General features: G+C 73.2%; 13 protein-coding genes. 5 read left to right on the forward strand and 8 right to left on the reverse strand.

What is annotated here, in order from left to right; translation table 11 throughout:
- Window positions 1-2 precede the first annotated feature (2 nt).
- The 3 genes from IE331_RS08520 to IE331_RS08530 all read right to left on the reverse strand — a co-directional run bounded on the left by IE331_RS08520 (window position 3) and on the right by IE331_RS08530 (window position 2,552).
- The gene (locus IE331_RS08520; protein ID WP_192142523.1) at window positions 3-857 is read right to left on the reverse strand and encodes a 5-oxoprolinase subunit C family protein; all 855 of its coding nucleotides are present in this window, start codon (window positions 855-857) and stop codon (window positions 3-5) included.
- Window positions 854-1,447 (reverse strand): 5-oxoprolinase subunit B family protein, encoded by a 594-nt coding sequence (locus tag IE331_RS08525; RefSeq protein ID WP_192142524.1) that lies wholly within the window; start codon window positions 1,445-1,447, stop codon window positions 854-856. The genes IE331_RS08520 and IE331_RS08525 overlap by 4 nt, the downstream gene beginning before the upstream one ends.
- A gap of 370 nt (window positions 1,448-1,817) precedes the next feature.
- Complete coding sequence (locus IE331_RS08530) at window positions 1,818-2,552, reverse strand: LamB/YcsF family protein (protein ID WP_192142526.1); 735 nt, start codon at window positions 2,550-2,552, stop codon at window positions 1,818-1,820.
- Window positions 2,553-2,582: 30 nt separating this feature from the next.
- Between IE331_RS08530 and IE331_RS08535 the strand changes: the two genes are divergently transcribed.
- Both IE331_RS08535 and IE331_RS08540 read left to right on the forward strand, forming a co-directional pair.
- Window positions 2,583-4,709 (forward strand): S9 family peptidase, encoded by a 2,127-nt coding sequence (locus IE331_RS08535; protein WP_192142527.1) that lies wholly within the window; start codon window positions 2,583-2,585, stop codon window positions 4,707-4,709.
- A 205-nt stretch (window positions 4,710-4,914) separates the two neighbouring features.
- Complete coding sequence (locus IE331_RS08540) at window positions 4,915-5,862, forward strand: sigma-70 family RNA polymerase sigma factor (RefSeq protein WP_192142528.1); 948 nt, start codon at window positions 4,915-4,917, stop codon at window positions 5,860-5,862.
- A gap of 3 nt (window positions 5,863-5,865) precedes the next feature.
- On the opposite strand, the gene coaE is transcribed toward IE331_RS08540, so the two are convergent.
- A complete protein-coding gene (coaE, locus tag IE331_RS08545) occupies window positions 5,866-6,450 on the reverse strand; it encodes a dephospho-CoA kinase (RefSeq protein WP_192142529.1) in 585 nt (194 codons plus the stop codon).
- 23 nt (window positions 6,451-6,473) lie between these two features.
- Between coaE and IE331_RS08550 the strand changes: the two genes are divergently transcribed.
- The gene (locus tag IE331_RS08550) at window positions 6,474-7,736 is read left to right on the forward strand and encodes a class I adenylate-forming enzyme family protein (RefSeq protein WP_192142530.1); all 1,263 of its coding nucleotides are present in this window, start codon (window positions 6,474-6,476) and stop codon (window positions 7,734-7,736) included.
- Between the two features lie 35 nt (window positions 7,737-7,771).
- Here the strand turns inward: IE331_RS08550 and IE331_RS08555 are convergent, their stop codons facing one another.
- The 3 genes from IE331_RS08555 to IE331_RS08565 form a co-directional block, all read right to left on the reverse strand.
- Window positions 7,772-9,073, reverse strand: coding sequence for an HNH endonuclease signature motif containing protein (locus IE331_RS08555; protein WP_192142531.1), 1,302 nt, complete (start codon window positions 9,071-9,073; stop codon window positions 7,772-7,774).
- Between the two features lie 74 nt (window positions 9,074-9,147).
- Complete coding sequence (locus tag IE331_RS08560; RefSeq protein ID WP_192142533.1) at window positions 9,148-10,266, reverse strand: right-handed parallel beta-helix repeat-containing protein; 1,119 nt, start codon at window positions 10,264-10,266, stop codon at window positions 9,148-9,150.
- A 105-nt stretch (window positions 10,267-10,371) separates the two neighbouring features.
- Window positions 10,372-11,322, reverse strand: a complete 951-nt coding sequence (locus tag IE331_RS08565; protein WP_192142535.1) for a GlxA family transcriptional regulator — start codon at window positions 11,320-11,322, stop codon at window positions 10,372-10,374.
- A 93-nt stretch (window positions 11,323-11,415) separates the two neighbouring features.
- Between IE331_RS08565 and IE331_RS08570 the strand changes: the two genes are divergently transcribed.
- Window positions 11,416-11,580 (forward strand): hypothetical protein, encoded by a 165-nt coding sequence (locus IE331_RS08570; RefSeq protein WP_192142537.1) that lies wholly within the window; start codon window positions 11,416-11,418, stop codon window positions 11,578-11,580.
- A 128-nt stretch (window positions 11,581-11,708) separates the two neighbouring features.
- On the opposite strand, the gene rpsA is transcribed toward IE331_RS08570, so the two are convergent.
- Window positions 11,709-13,220 carry a 30S ribosomal protein S1 gene (gene rpsA / locus IE331_RS08575; protein ID WP_192142539.1) on the reverse strand — a complete coding sequence of 504 codons (1,512 nt, stop codon included), beginning with the start codon at window positions 13,218-13,220 and terminating at the stop codon, window positions 11,709-11,711.
- Window positions 13,221-13,423: 203 nt separating this feature from the next.
- Between rpsA and IE331_RS08580 the strand changes: the two genes are divergently transcribed.
- Window positions 13,424-14,266 (forward strand): class I SAM-dependent methyltransferase, encoded by an 843-nt coding sequence (locus tag IE331_RS08580; protein ID WP_225579682.1) that lies wholly within the window; start codon window positions 13,424-13,426, stop codon window positions 14,264-14,266.
- The last annotated feature ends 1 nt before the right edge of the window (window position 14,267 follow it).

Raw genomic sequence — 14,267 nt, forward strand, 5'->3', positions numbered from 1 at the left:
CCTCAGGCGGGCAGTCCGGCGCGGCGGAAGCGGAGCAGGTCGCCGGGGCGGAGCTGGGCGCAGCGGTGCAGGTCGTCGGCGGGGACCACCGCGACGACCGGGTAGCCGCCGGTGACCGGGTGGTCGGCGAGGAACAGCACCGGTTGGCCGTCCGGGGGCACCTGCACCGAGCCGAGGACCATCCCCTCGCTGGCCAGCTCGCCCCCGCGGGCGCGCACCAGCGGCTCGCCCCGCAGCCGGAGGCCGACCCGGTCCGAGTCCGCCGCCACCGACCAGTCCGCGTCGCAGAGCCGGTCGAGCGCGTCCGGCCCGAACCAGTCCGCCCGGGGTCCGGGGTGCACCCTCAGCGGACCCGGCGTGGCCGGGCGCGGGGTGTCGTGCGCCTGCGGCGGGCCGAGCGGCGTCCCGACCGGGAGCCGGTCGCCGGCCGCGAGTCGCGGCGGGCCGACCCCGGCGAGGGTGTCGGTCGAGCGGGACCCGAGCACCGGGGGCACCGCGATCCCGCCGGCCACGGCCACGTAGGACCGGACCCCGGTCTCGGCGGCACCGACCTCGACCGCGCTGCCGGCCGGCGCCCAGGTCGGCTGCCCGTGCCCGGCCGGCACCCCGTCGACCCGCACCGGGCAGGGGGCACCGGTGACCACGAACCAGTGCCCCCGCTCGGCGGTGAGCCTGAGCCCGGTCATCGTGGTCTCGATCACGGCCGCCTCGGTCGGGTTGCCGACGAGGCGGTTCGCGAGGGCCGCGGCGGGCCGGTCGAGGGCACCGGCCCGGGGCACGCCGAGGTGCGCCCAGCCGAGCCGGCCGAGGTCCTGGACGGTGCTCAGCGCGCCGGGGTCGACGACCAGGAGGCTCATGCCGCCACGAACCGGACCCGGGTGCCGGGCGGCAGCAGCGCGGCCGGCTCTCGGGTCGGGTCCCACAGGGTCGCCTCGGTCCGGCCGACGATCTGCCATCCGCCCGGGGACGCGGAGGGGTAGATCCCGGTGAACGGGCCGGCGAGGGCCACGGAGCCCGGTGCCACCCGGGCCCGGGGCGTGTCCCGCCGCGGCACCTCCGGGAGGGCGGGGTGCCCGGTGAGGTAGGAGAAGCCGGGCGCGAACCCGCAGAACGCCACCAGGTGCTCCTGCTCGGTGTGCCGGCCGGCGACCTGGTCGGGCCCGTCCAGGCCCCACGTCTCGGCGACGGTGGCCAGGTCCGGGCCGTCGTAGAGCACCGGCACCTCCACCACCTCGCCCTCGGGCGTCGGCGCCTCCCCCGGCCAGTCGGCCAGCTGCCCGGCGAGTGCGACCGGATCGGCCAGGCCGTCGAAGAGCACCGTGCGGGCGGCGGGCACGATCTCGGTGGCCGGCACCCGGCCACGCGCCCACAGGGCCAGGCCCAGGGCAGCGTCGGCCTCGCCGACCTCGACGAGGGCGGCCTCGGGGCCCACGGGGATCACCTGCACGGGACCAGCCTCGCAGGCGCACGCGCCGAAATGGGTGACCGAAATAGGTGAAGGGCCCTGCGGAAGTATGAGTTCCACAGAGCCCTTCGGGTGACCGGTAGATGACATCCCGATCGATCCGCCGGATTCTCTGGTCCCGGCCGCCACGTCATCGGCGTCCGCAGCGGATCTCTCCGCCGTGTGGACCTTCTCTTCCGGTGATCCCGCGGCCCCTTGCGGGGCTGCGTGAGCACAGTTCTATGCGGCCCGGGGCACCCCGCGCAAGGGGCTGGAGCGATGTTTCTGGACGAGTTCCGCGCGCTCGGCGTGTCCTCCACAGAAGGGCCGGTCCCCTCCACAGGAAACCGGCTCCCCTCCACAGTTCGACCCCTCAGCCTGTGGAGGAGAAGGGGGCCAGCAGCCACCCGGCGGCCTCGAGCGCACGGCGTACGGCGCGGGCGTGGGCGACCGCGTCCGGGGAGTCGCCGTGGACGCACACGGAGTCCACCTCGCGGGCCAGCCGGACCGCCCGCCGGGCCACCTCGGCCTCCTCCCTGACCAGGGCACCGGGACGGTCGCGCGGCACCAGCCGTCCCTCGGCGGTGTAGCCGCGGTCCGGGAAGCCCTCCCGCCAGGTGGCCCTGCCCGCGGCCGCGGCCTGCTCGAGCAGCACCCCGCCGGACAGGCCCAGGACCGGCAGGTCCCCGGACCCGGCCAGCACCGCGGCGGCCTGGTCCGGGTCGTCGACGACCCGGTTGTAGAGCGCGCCGTGCGGCTTGAGGTACCCGACCTCGACCCCGGCCGCCGCGGCGATCTCGGCGAGCACCCCGACCTGGTCGGCGACCTGCTCGGCGAGGACGGCCGGTGCCACGTCGAGCCGCCGGCGGCCGAAGTGGGCCCGGTCGGCATAGCTGACCTGGGCGCCGATCGCGACGCCGCGTCGGGCCGCACCCTCGCAGACGGCGCGCATGATCTCCGGGCTGCCGGCGTGGTAGCCGCAGGCCAGGTTGGCGCTGGTCACCACCTCGAGGAGCCCGGCGTCGTCGGTGACCTCCTCGCCCAGGTCGGCGTTGAGGTCGAGCGTCGGCGCGGCGTGCTCGGCACCGGGGCCACCGGAAGCAGTCACGCCACCGATCCTCCCCTATTGTCGGCCAGCATGGACGCCCCCACCCCGCCCGTCGCCGCCCGCCGACCGACCGAGCGCACCGTGCACGGCCACACCCTCGTGGACGACTACGAGTGGCTCCGCGACAAGGACGACCCGGAGGTCACGGCGCACCTGGAGGCCGAGAACGCCTGGACCGAGCACCGCACCGCCCACCTGGCCGACCTGCGCGCGACGATCTTCGCCGAGATCAAGGCCCGCACCCGCGAGACCGACCTGTCGGTGCCGACCCGGATCCGCGGCCACTGGTACTACTCGCGCTCGTTCGAGGGCAAGGAGTACGGCGCCAGCTGCCGGGTCCCGGTCGCGGACCCCGAGAGCTGGATCCCCCCGCAGCCGGCCGAGGACGCCTCCGCCGACCTGCCCGCGCTGCCCGACGAGGAGGTCCTGCTGGACCTCAACCAGCTGGCGGAGGGGCACGAGTTCTTCTCGCTCGGGGGGTCCTCGGTGAGCCCGGACGAGCGCCTGCTGGCCTACTCCACGGACGTGGTCGGGGACGAGCGGTACACGATCCGGGTGCGCGACCTCGGGACCGGGGAGCTGCTGCCGGACGAGATCGGCGGCGTCCTCGGCGGCGCCACCTGGTCGCGGGACGGCACCGCGTTCTACTACGCCACCGTCGACGACAGCTGGCGGCCCGACAAGGTGTGGCGGCACCGGCTGGGCACCAGCACCGACCAGGACGAGGTCGTCCACCACGAGACCGACGGCCGGTTCTGGACCGGCATCGGCCGCAGCCGCGACGACCGGTTCCTGATGATCGCCTCGGCGTCGAAGACGACCACCGAGTACCGCGTCCTCGACGCGGACCGGCCCGAGCGCGGGTTCGAGGTGTTCTGCCCCCGCGCCGACGGCGTGGAGTACCACCTCGAGCCGGCCGTCGTCGCCGGCGCGGCCACCTTCCTGGTGCTGCACAACGGCAACGGTCCGGACTTCGAGCTGGCGACGACACCCGCCGAGCCCACCTCGCGCTCGGACTGGAGGGTGCTGATCCCGCACACCCCCGGCGTCCGGCTGGAGGACGTGGACGCGTTCGCCGGCCACCTCGTGGTCCACCAGCGCAGCGAGGGCCTGACCCAGCTGCGGATCTTCGAGCTCGACGACGACGGCGTCGGCCCGGACCACCTCGTCGAGTTCGAGGACGAGGTCTACACGATCGGCTCGGGAGGCAACCCGGAGTTCTCCCAGCCGGTGGTCCGGCTCGGCTACACCACGATGGCCACCCCCGGCAGCCTCTACTCCTACGAGGTCGGGTCCCGGGAGCTCACCCTGCTCAAGCGGACCCCGGTCCTCGGCGGCTACGACCCGGCGGCGTACACCGAGCGGCGACTCTGGGCGACCGCACCCGACGGCACCCGGGTGCCGATCTCGCTGGTGCTGCCGGCCGACGCCCCGCAGGACGGGTCGGTGCCGGTGCTCCTCTACGGCTACGGCTCCTACGAGGCCTCCATCGACCCGTACTTCTCGATCCCGAGGCTGTCGATGCTCGACCGGGGTGCCGGGTTCGCGATCGCCCACGTCCGGGGCGGCGGCGAGATGGGCCGGCAGTGGTACGACGACGGCAAGCTGGCCGCCAAGACGAACACCTTCACCGACTTCGTGGCCTGCGCGCGCCACCTCGTCGACGAGGGCTGGACCTCCCCCGACCGGCTGGTGGCCGAGGGCGGCAGCGCGGGCGGGCTGCTGATCGGGGCGGTGGCGAACCTGGCCCCGGAGCTCTTCGCCGGCCTGGTCGCCCAGGTCCCGTTCGTCGACGTGCTGACCACGATGCTCGACTCCTCGCTGCCGCTCACGGTGATGGAGTACGACGAGTGGGGCAACCCGGAGGGCGATCCTGAGGCGTTCGCGCGGATCCTCGGCTACGCGCCTTACCACAACGTGGCCGCGGTGGACTATCCGCCGATCCTCGCGGAGACCTCCCTGAACGACACCCGGGTGCTCTACGTCGAGGCGGCCAAGTGGGTGGCCCGGCTGCGGGCCACGGCCACCGGACGCCGGGACTTCCTGCTGAAGACCGAGATGGCCGCCGGCCACGGAGGGGTGTCGGGGCGCTACCAGGCCTGGACCGACCGGGCGTTCTCGCTCGCCTGGATCCTGGACCGGATGGGGCTGGCCTGAGCGCTCCCACCCGGCGGGGTGGGGTGGCCTGAGAAGTCCCTGAGAAGTGGTCCGATCGGCAACTATCCGCCCAGACCAATCGTCTGACCCTGTGTAACCGAATCACTCTCGGGTACGGGAATCTCTCCCGAGCCCGGCGTGTTCGAACAGGTGTGTGACGGAACCGATGCCCGGTGCCGGTCACTCGACGAAGGAGGGGCGCACCATGGCCACGATGACCGCGACGCGCGAGATCGAAGGACGCGACAGCGTCGGGCTCTACCTCGACGAGATCGCCCGCAACCCGCTCCTGGACGCCGCGACCGAGGTGGAGCTCTCCAAGACGATCGAGGCCGGGCTGCTGGCCGAGCGACTGCTGGCCGAGGGCCGGGTGGGCCGCCGCAAGGGCGGTGCCCCGAAGCGCGCCACCGAGGACGAGCTGGAGTGGATCGCCGAGCAGGGCCGCAAGGCCGTGGACACGTTCATCACCGCGAACCTGCGACTGGTCGTCTCCATCGCCCGCAAGTACGGCCGGGCCCAGATGCCGATGCTGGACCTCATCCAGGAGGGCAACACCGGCCTGATCCGGGCGGTCGAGAAGTTCGACTACACCAAGGGCTACAAGTTCTCCACCTACGCCACCTGGTGGGTGCGCCAGGCGATCACCCGCGGGATCGCGCAGCAGGCCCGCGTGGTGCGGCTCCCCGTCCACGTCGTGGAGGAGCTGAACCAGGTCGGCAGCGCACGCCGCAGCCTGGAGCGTCAGCTGGGCCGGGAGCCCGAGCCCGAGGAGATCGCCCACGAGCTCGGGATGGACCTCGACCGGGTGATCGACCTGCTCCGCTGGGGTCGTGAGCACATCAGCCTCGACTCCCCCGTCGACGAGGACGGCGACACCTCGCTGGGCGACCTGATGGCCCAGGAGACCACGCCGAGCCCCGACCTCGAGGTGCTCGACGTCGAGAGCCGGGACCGGCTCAACTCGCTGGTCTCCCACCTCGACGACCGGGCCGCGGACATCATCCGCTCGCGCTACGGCCTGGTCGACGGACGCCAGCACAAGCTCGCCGACATCGGAGCCAAGCACGGCATCTCCGCCGAGCGGGTGCGCCAGCTGGAGCGCGAGGCGCTGCAGAAGCTGCGCACGTTCGCCGACCCCGACCTGGCTGCCTGAGGGCTACCCGGCCAGCTCCGCGAAGACCTCCGCGACCCGCTCGCGGAGGTCTTCGTGCGTCCCGGTGTTGTCCACGACGTGGGTGGCGATCCGGAGTCGCTCGGCGCGTGAGGCCTGTGCCGCCAGCCGGGCCCGGGCGTCGGCCTCGGACATCCCCCTCAGCCGGGTCATCCGGTCCACCTGCACGTCCTCGGGGACGTCGACGACCACGACCGCGTCGAAGCCGTCCGCCTGGCCGGTCTCGGCGAGCAGCGGGATGTCGTGGACCACCACGTCACCCGGCTCGGCGGCCGCCTCGAGCTCGGCTCCCCGGGCCCGGACCCGGGGGTGGATGATCGCCTCCAAGGCCTGCCGCTTGGCGGGGTCGGCGAAGACCAGGGCACCCACGGCCGGACGGTCCAGCTCGCCGTCGGGGGTGAGCACGTCGTCGCCGAAGGCCGCGACCACCTCGGCCAGGCCGTCGGTGCCCGGTGCCACCACCTCCCGCGCCAGCAGGTCGGCGTCGACGAGCACCGCGCCGAGGTCGACGAGGATCGCGGCCACCGTGCTCTTGCCGGAGGCGACGCCTCCCGTGAGTCCCACGCGCATGGCGGTCACAGTAGCCTCACGCCATGCCCGCGCCGCCGCTGTCCCCCGGTGACCGGGTCGCCCTGCTGCTGCCCGGCTCCACGACGTACGTCGAGCACGTGCTCGCCCTGCTCCGGGCCGGGATCCACCCGGTCCCGCTCGACCCCCGCTCGACGTCCCGCGAGCGCGAGCGGCTGCTCGCGGTGGTGGACCCGCACCACGTCGTGGAGCGGGCCGACGACCTGGCCGCGCTGGCCGCGCGGTGCGGCGCCGACCACGGCCCGCCGAGGTGCCGGCCGATGCACTGCACCAGCGGCACCACCGGGACGCCGAAGGGGGTCGACTCGGGCCTGCTCTCCCCGGCCGACGCCGCCTCCCTGGTGGCGGAGGAGGCCGACCTGTGGGGGTTCGGCCCCGACGACGTGAACCTGGTGCTGAGCCCGCTTCACCACTCCGCGCCGCTCCGGTTCGCCCTCGGCACGCTGCTGGCGGGTGGCCGGGTGGTGGTGCCCGGCGGCGGCGAGCAGCGCGCGTTCGACGCCGCCGAGGTGACCGAGACGATCCGGGGCCTGGGCACGGCCCGACCGGTCACGATGTTCTGCGTCCCGACCCACCTGCAGCGGCTGTTCGCGCACTGGGACGCCGTCGGGGTGCCCGACACCTCGGCCTTCCGGCTGGTGGCCCATGCCGGCGCTCCGTGCCCGCCCGCGGTCAAGCGCCGGCTGCTCGAGCTGTTCCCGGCCGGGTCGACCTGGGAGTTCTACGGCTCGACGGAGGGGCAGTTCACGGCCTGCCGCTCCGAGGAGTGGCTGGAGCGGCCGGGCACGGTGGGCCGCGCCCGGCCCGGGCGGCGGCTGCGGGTCGCGGACGACGGCACGATCTGGTGCACGGTGCCCCGGCACGCCCGGTTCGGCTACTTCGGCGACCCGGACCGGACCGCCGAGGCCTGGCAGGGGGACGCGTTCACGGTCGGAGACCTCGGACGTCTCGACGACGCCGGCTACCTGTTCCTCGACGGCCGCCGGGAGGACCTGATCATCACCGGCGGGGTGAACGTCTACCCCGTCGAGGTCGAGAACGCCCTGCGCGAGCACCCGGGCGTGCACGACGTCGCGGTCTTCGGGGTCCCCGACGACCACTGGGGGCAGCGGGTCTGCGCCGCGGTGGTCGGGACGGCCTCGGCCGAGGAGCTCGACGGTTTCGCGCGCAGCCGGCTCTCCCCGCCGAAGCGGCCCAAGGAGTTCCGCCCGGTGCCGGACCTCCCCCGGACGGCGACGGGCAAGGTCCGGCGCAGCGAGCTGCAGTGACGGCAGCCGGGCACCGCGGGCCCCGAGCAGCACGCTCAGTCGAGCCGGACGGTGCCGCTCGGGGTGACGAGGAACCGCCTGCCGTGCGGCCCCTGCCAGGCGAAGGTGCCCTCGGGTGTCCGCCGGTAGTGCCAGCGGCGGGCGGTCTTGGCGCGGTGATGTCGTCGGCAGAGCGGCGCCAGGTTGCCGGGGTGCGTCTGGCCCGGCGGCCCGTGCTCGTCGTAGGGGGTGATGTGGTCGACGTCGCAGCACCGGGCGTCGCGCTCGCACCACGGGAAGACGCAGTGCCGGTCGCGCAGGATCACCAGCTCCCGCATCCAGGCCGGCGGGTCGTGCCCGTCGACCGCGTCGTCGCGGCCCCGGTCCAGCACCGGCACGACGGTCACCCGACCGCGGCCGACCCAGGCCCGGATCCGCTCCAGCGTGGCGGCCCCGAGGCGCTCGGCCGTGCCGGTGCCGACCCGGTCACCGAGGACGTCGGCGAGGTCGGCATGCAGGTAGAGCGTGCTCCGGGACCGGCCCCCGGCGCCGTCCACCTCCCCGGCAGCTCCCGCGGCCTGGTCGACGATCGTCCCCAGCGCCCGGATCTTGCGCACCTCCAGCCCGTCGTCGTCACCGGCGGCACCCAGCTCGGCAGCCCGACGGCAGACCAGGTCGTGGACGTCGGTGAGCACCTGGGTGTCACCGATGACCTCCAGGAACGACGTCCCGACCCAGCGCGAGAGCGGACCGGCCGTCGTGCCGACGCCGTGGGTGAGCCGAACGCTCCACGAGTCCCGCGCGGTCTCCTCGGCCTCGGCCTGCTCCTCGGCGTCGAAGAGCGCCTGCGCCTCGGCCACCGCCCGGTCGATCCGCCCCGGGCCGCACGAGTCCACGATCCCGGCCAGGCAGCGGTCGACGTGCGCCGCGGCCTCCGGGGAGAGCGTCACCGTGGCCTGCGCCACCCGTCGCGCCCGCCAGGGCGCCACCTCCAGCGCCTCCACCCGCTCCCAGATCGCCGGCAGCCGGTGCTCCAGCTCGAGGGCGTCGGCCATGAGCGCCATCCCCGCCCGGGTCGAGACCCCCAGGGCCGCCGCGAACGGCTCGGCGGTGAACGCCGCCACCAGCGGCGTGCCCTCACCACCGAGCAGCTCGTCGCAGTCCGCGACCTCGCCCCAGCAGGACGCGTCACCGTCGGGCAGCGCGGGATGCAGCGCACACCACTGGGCGGCGTACCGCAGCTTGCGCCGCTCCGAGGCGCGCGACTGCTGCTCGGCCTCCTCGGCGAGCTCGAGCAGCCACTCGGCATCGAGGTCTCGCACCTCGATCGGCTGCCCGGTCACGTCCACCTCGATCATGAGACCAGCCAAGCACCAGCCACCGACAGTCCGACGTCACCGGTGTCCCCGCGTGAGGTCCGGGTCGATCCGGCTCAGGTGCAGGTCCGGCCGCCGTACGTCGGGTTCCGCCCGTCGATGCGCTGACCGGTCTCCAGCACCCGGTTGCCGGAGCGGTTCCACCCGTCGGTGGGGCTGCCGCGCGGGAACCACACGCCGTAGTAGCCCACGCAGCCGAAGAGCCGCTGGCTGAAGACGTTGTCGATGAAGCGGGTGTTGAGCACCTTGTGGCCGCCCTCGGGCGAGGCCTCCGAGGGGTGGTAGTCGTGGGCGTAGATCGAGAACCCACCGCCGGCGATGAGGTTGTCGCGCACCACGATGTCGCGGCTGGTGCGCCTGCCGTTCCAGATCGCGACGGCGGAGGTGGCGCTGTTGTTGTCGTCCGACGTCATCTTGTAGGTGTTGTGCCGGATGACCCCGTGGGCGGAGCCGACGGTCTGGTAGCCGTCCACGTGGCCGTTGGCGGTGCGGGTCGTGAAGTTGTGGAAGTAGCTGTTCTTGATCCGGAAGTTGTCGCCGGTGGTCTGCGAGTAGCCGGTGTCGGCCCAGCCGAAGATCCCGTCGTTGACCCGGCGGCAGTCGAGCCGACCGACGACGAGGCTCGTCCCCTGGTGCCAGACGCAGGCGTGGACTCCTCGCCGACCGTCGGTGAGCACCCGGCGGATCGTCGCGCTGGCGCCGTTCTGCACCTTGATCACGCCGGTGCCGTTGGCCGCCTCACCCGTGCGGCCGCTGTGACAGGTGACCTTCACGTCGCGGATCGTCACGTTGCGCGCCTCGATGCTGAGGCAGCCCAGGATCCGCTGGCAGGACACGACGGCCCCGGCCCGGCCGATCCGGATCACCGAGCGGGCCCGGGTGCCCCGGTCCCGGATCCCGTCCGGGCACTTGGATGCCTTCGGCCCGGTCGAGCGGAGGCCCGGCCAGCCGCACGCGTGCAGGTGGGTCCAGACGTAGTCGCCGTCAGAGGCGCAGGCCGCGGGAACCGCGGCTGCGGTGCCCACCGCGGCGGCTGAGGGCAGGGGCGAGGTGCTGACCCCCGCCGAGGGTGCCGGGGCAGCCCGGCCGCCCGTGAGCGGGAGCACCACGAGGGCGCCGGTGAGGAGGGCGGCGAGGGCGCGCAGCGCGCGTCGTGTCGGGGGGTGGGGGGTCATCGTGTTCCTTCCGAGCAACGGTGCGCGCCGCCCCCCGCCGAGCACGGACGTCGTCCTCCGGCACGCGCTCCGCGGCACTGTAGTGCAGATCGCGGGGCGACGGGCTCAAGCCGGCCGATTGAAGGTGCGGCGGTACTGCTGCGGGCTCACCCCGCGGCCACGCGTGAAGTGGTGGCGCAGGGTGGCGGCGTTGCCGAAGCCGGTCTCCGCGGCGATCCACTCCACGGGGTGCTCGGTCTGCTCGAGCAGCTCCTCGGCGGCCACGAGCCGCTGCGCGGTCACCCAGGCGTGCGGCGTGGTCCCGGTCTCGTCCCGGAACCGGCGGGCGAAGGTCCGGGGGGACATGTGACTGCGCCGGGCCAGCGCCTCGACCCCGAGGTCCTCGGCCAGGTTCTCCAGGATCCAGGTCAGCAGCGGCCCGAGCGTCTCCGCACTGCAGTCGGGCACCGCCCGGGCGATGAACTGGGCCTGGCCGCCGTCGCGGTGCGGCGGCACCACCATGCGCCGCGCCGCAGTCGCCGCCACGTGCGCCCCGAACTGCTGGCGCATCAGGTGCAGCGCCGCGTCGAGCCCGGCCGCGGAGCCGGCCCCGGTGATCACCGGGCCGTCCTGGACGTAGAGCACGCCGGGGTCGACGCTCGCGGCCGGGTACGCGGCCGCCAGCTCGCCCACGTGCCGCCAGTGGGTGGTGCACCGTCGTCCGTCGAGCAGCCCGGCCTCCCCCAGCACGAAGGCGGCCGTGCAGTGGGCGAAGATCGTCGCCCCGCGCTCATGGGCGCGTCCGACCAGGTCCGCGACCTCGGGCGAGGGCTCGCGGAAGTCCCGCTTCGGGGAGACGCAGACGAGGTCGGCGGTCTCGGCGACCTCGAGCCCGTGCTCGACGTACAGGTCGAAGCCGGAGGAGCCGCGGACCCGGCCGGGCCGTGGGGTGACGACGCTGAAGTCGAAGACCGGGTTGTCGTCCTCGGCGTGGAACGGCTCGGCCCACACCTCGCACATCGACCCCAGCCCGAAGGGCTCGGCACCGTCCTGGACCACCACCGCCACGGAGCGCATGTGCCGAGCATGACAGAGGGTTGGCAGATAATCAATGGGGCATGTCATCACTGCCACTGGTGGCAGGATCTCCGGCGAGACAGAATTACTGCCATGACCGAACTCATCGCCTTCTGGGGCACCGCCCTCATCATCGCCATCGTGCTCGTGGCCCTGCGGGACGTCTACACCGACGACCCCCGACGGAGCTCCTCCCACCGTCCGCCGCGCAGCCACCACGACGACCCGTTCTCGCACACGGGCGCCTGGTTCCACTGACCCTTGCCACACCCGGTACAGCACAGAACACAGCACGAGGGCCCGGACACCGTGTGGTGTCCGGGCCCTCGCGCTGTGCTGCTAGGTCGGGATCGACTCCGGTCCCGCGAGACGCCTGCGGCGCTCGCTCAGGAGCCGCCGCCGGTGAGCTTCTCGCGCAGGGCCTGCAGGGCCTCGTCGGAGGCCAGCGAGCCGCCGCTGGCGTCCTCGGCCGCTGCCGGCTGGGCCGAGCCGCCACCGGTGGCCGGGGCGCTGTCGCCGCCGCTGGAGTACGACGTGGCCTCGCCCGCCTCGGCCTCGGCGACCTTGGCGTCGGCCTGCTGCTTGACGTGCGCCTCCCAGCGGGCGTGCGCCTTGGCGTACTGGTCCTCCCAGACCGCACGCTGCTCGTCGTACCCCTCGAGCCACTCACCGGTCTCCGGGTCGAAGCCCTCCGGGTAGATGTAGTTGCCCTGCTCGTCGTAGGAGGCGGTCATGCCGTAGAGCGTCGGGTCGAAGTCCTCGGCCTCGGCCGCCGCGGCGGTCTCGTTGGCCTGCTTGAGCGACAGCGAGATCCGGCGACGCTCGAGGTCGATGTCGATGATCTTGACCATGACGTCGTCGTTGACCTGCACGACCTGCTCGGGGATCTCGACGTGACGCTCGGCGAGCTCGGAGATGTGCACCAGGCCCTCGATGCCCTCCTCGACGCGGACGAACGAGCCGAAGGGCACCAGCTTGGTGACCTTGCCCGGCACGATCTGGCCGATCTGGTGGGTCCGGGCGAAGTGCTGCCACGGGTCCTCCTGCGTCGCCTTCAGCGACAGGGAGACCCGCTCGCGGTCCATGTCCACGTCGAGGACCTCGACGGTGACCTCGTCACCGACGTTGACGACCTCGCTCGGGTGGTCGATGTGCTTCCACGACAGCTCGGAGACGTGCACCAGGCCGTCGACGCCGCCGAGGTCCACGAACGCGCCGAAGTTGACGATCGAGGAGACGACGCCCTTGCGGATCTGACCCTTCTGGAGCTGGGTCAGGAAGCCCTGACGCACCTCGGACTGGGTCTGCTCGAGCCACGCCCGGCGGGACAGGACCACGTTGTTGCGGTTCTTGTCCAGCTCGATGATCTTCGCCTCGAGCGTCTGGCCGACGTAGGGCTGCAGGTCGCGGACGCGTCGCATCTCGACGAGGGAGGCGGGCAGGAAGCCACGCAGGCCGATGTCCAGGATCAGGCCGCCCTTGACGACCTCGATGACGGTGCCCTCGACGACGCCGTCCTCCTCCTTGACCTGCTCGATGGTGCCCCAGGCGCGCTCGTACTGGGCGCGCTTCTTGGACAGGATCAGCCGGCCTTCCTTGTCCTCCTTCTGGAGGACGAGGGCCTCGACCTTGTCGCCGACGGCGACGACCTCGTTGGGGTCGACGTCGTGCTTGATCGACAGCTCGCGCGAGGGGATGACGCCCTCGGTCTTGTAGCCGATGTCGAGCAGGACCTCGTCCCGGTCGACCTTGACGATGGTGCCATCGACGATGTCACCGTCGTTGAAGTACTTGATGGTCGCGTCGATCGCGGCGAGGAACTCTTCTTCGGACCCGATGTCGTTGACAGCGATCTGAGGCGCGTCGTAGTCCGGAAGAGTGGAGATGGTGCTCGTCATATGGGAAGTGATTCCTTGGATGGATGGCTCGTGCGGGCACGCCACAGGTCCTGTTTCACTACCGGTCGTGCGGTGCCGGGAAGGCCGGCGGGTGATAGCGAGCGAGAGTCCACTCCGTCCGGGACGCAGGCAGACTTCTGGCGCAGCGATCAGACTACCGGCGTGGCGCGCACCGCGTCCAACCGGGCGGTTAGGCTCGGGACATGGAGCCAACCATGGGGTCCCCCGGGGACGGGGCCCCTGACACCACCGGCGTGCGCGCCATCCGGGTCCGGGTCGGCGAGGAGACCTCGAGGGTCGCGAACCGCCGCGACTGGGACCGCTACGCCGACGAGTACCAGGCCACCCACGGGGCCTTCCTCGGCGACGCCGGCTTCGTCTGGGGGCCCGAGGGCCACACCGAGGACGAGACCCGCCTGCTCGGCGACGTGGCCGGGAGGTGGGTGCTGGAGCTGGGCTGCGGCGCCGGTCAGTGCTCGCGCTGGGTGATCGACCACGGCGGTCACGCCGTCGGGCTCGACCTCTCGCTGCGCCAGCTGCAGCACTCCCGCCGCCTCGACGCCGAGACCGGCACGCCGGTGCCGGCGGTGTGCGCGACCGCGACCGCGCTGCCGCTGCCCGACGAGCGCTTCGACGTCGTCTTCTCCTCCTTCGGCGCGCTGCAGTTCGTCGCCGACGCCGACGTCATGGTCGCCGAGGTCCGCCGGGTGCTGCGGCCCGGTGGCCGCTTCGTCTTCTCGGTCACCCACCCCACGCGCTGGATGTTCCCCGACGACCCCGAGGAGGGCGGCCTCACCGCCTCCCAGTCCTACTGGGACCGGACGCCGTACGTCGAGGTGGACGACGCCACCGGGGACGTCAGCTACGTCGAGCACCACCGGACCATCGGCGACTGGGTGTCGCTGCTGGCCGCCGAGGGCATGGCCCTGGTCCGCTTCGACGAGCCGGAGTGGCCCGCGGACCACGACCGCACCTGGGGAGGCTGGTCGCGGACCCGCGGGCTGCTGACACCGGGGACCGCGATCTTCGTGGCCCGACGCGACTGAG

Origin of the sequence: Nocardioides donggukensis (assembly GCF_014842875.1) — a bacterium.
GTDB classification, from domain to species: domain Bacteria; phylum Actinomycetota; class Actinomycetes; order Propionibacteriales; family Nocardioidaceae; genus Nocardioides; species Nocardioides donggukensis.

Bases quoted from the DNA above. Each gene is read 5' to 3' on its own strand.
- IE331_RS08550 (WP_192142530.1), top strand. From the start codon at position 6,474: ATGCCCGCGCCGCCGCTGTCCCCCGGTGACCGGGTCGCCCTGCTGCTG.
- IE331_RS08580 (WP_225579682.1), top strand. From the start codon at position 13,424: ATGGAGCCAACCATGGGGTCCCCCGGGGACGGGGCCCCTGACACCACC.
- rpsA (WP_192142539.1), bottom strand. From the start codon at position 13,220: ATGACGAGCACCATCTCCACTCTTCCGGACTACGACGCGCCTCAGATC.
- coaE (WP_192142529.1), bottom strand. From the start codon at position 6,450: ATGCGCGTGGGACTCACGGGAGGCGTCGCCTCCGGCAAGAGCACGGTG.
- IE331_RS08540 (WP_192142528.1), top strand. From the start codon at position 4,915: ATGGCCACGATGACCGCGACGCGCGAGATCGAAGGACGCGACAGCGTC.
- IE331_RS08560 (WP_192142533.1), bottom strand. From the start codon at position 10,266: ATGACCCCCCACCCCCCGACACGACGCGCGCTGCGCGCCCTCGCCGCC.
- IE331_RS08520 (WP_192142523.1), bottom strand. From the start codon at position 857: ATGAGCCTCCTGGTCGTCGACCCCGGCGCGCTGAGCACCGTCCAGGAC.
- IE331_RS08565 (WP_192142535.1), bottom strand. From the start codon at position 11,322: ATGCGCTCCGTGGCGGTGGTGGTCCAGGACGGTGCCGAGCCCTTCGGG.
- IE331_RS08555 (WP_192142531.1), bottom strand. From the start codon at position 9,073: ATGATCGAGGTGGACGTGACCGGGCAGCCGATCGAGGTGCGAGACCTC.
- IE331_RS08535 (WP_192142527.1), top strand. From the start codon at position 2,583: ATGGACGCCCCCACCCCGCCCGTCGCCGCCCGCCGACCGACCGAGCGC.
- IE331_RS08570 (WP_192142537.1), top strand. From the start codon at position 11,416: ATGACCGAACTCATCGCCTTCTGGGGCACCGCCCTCATCATCGCCATC.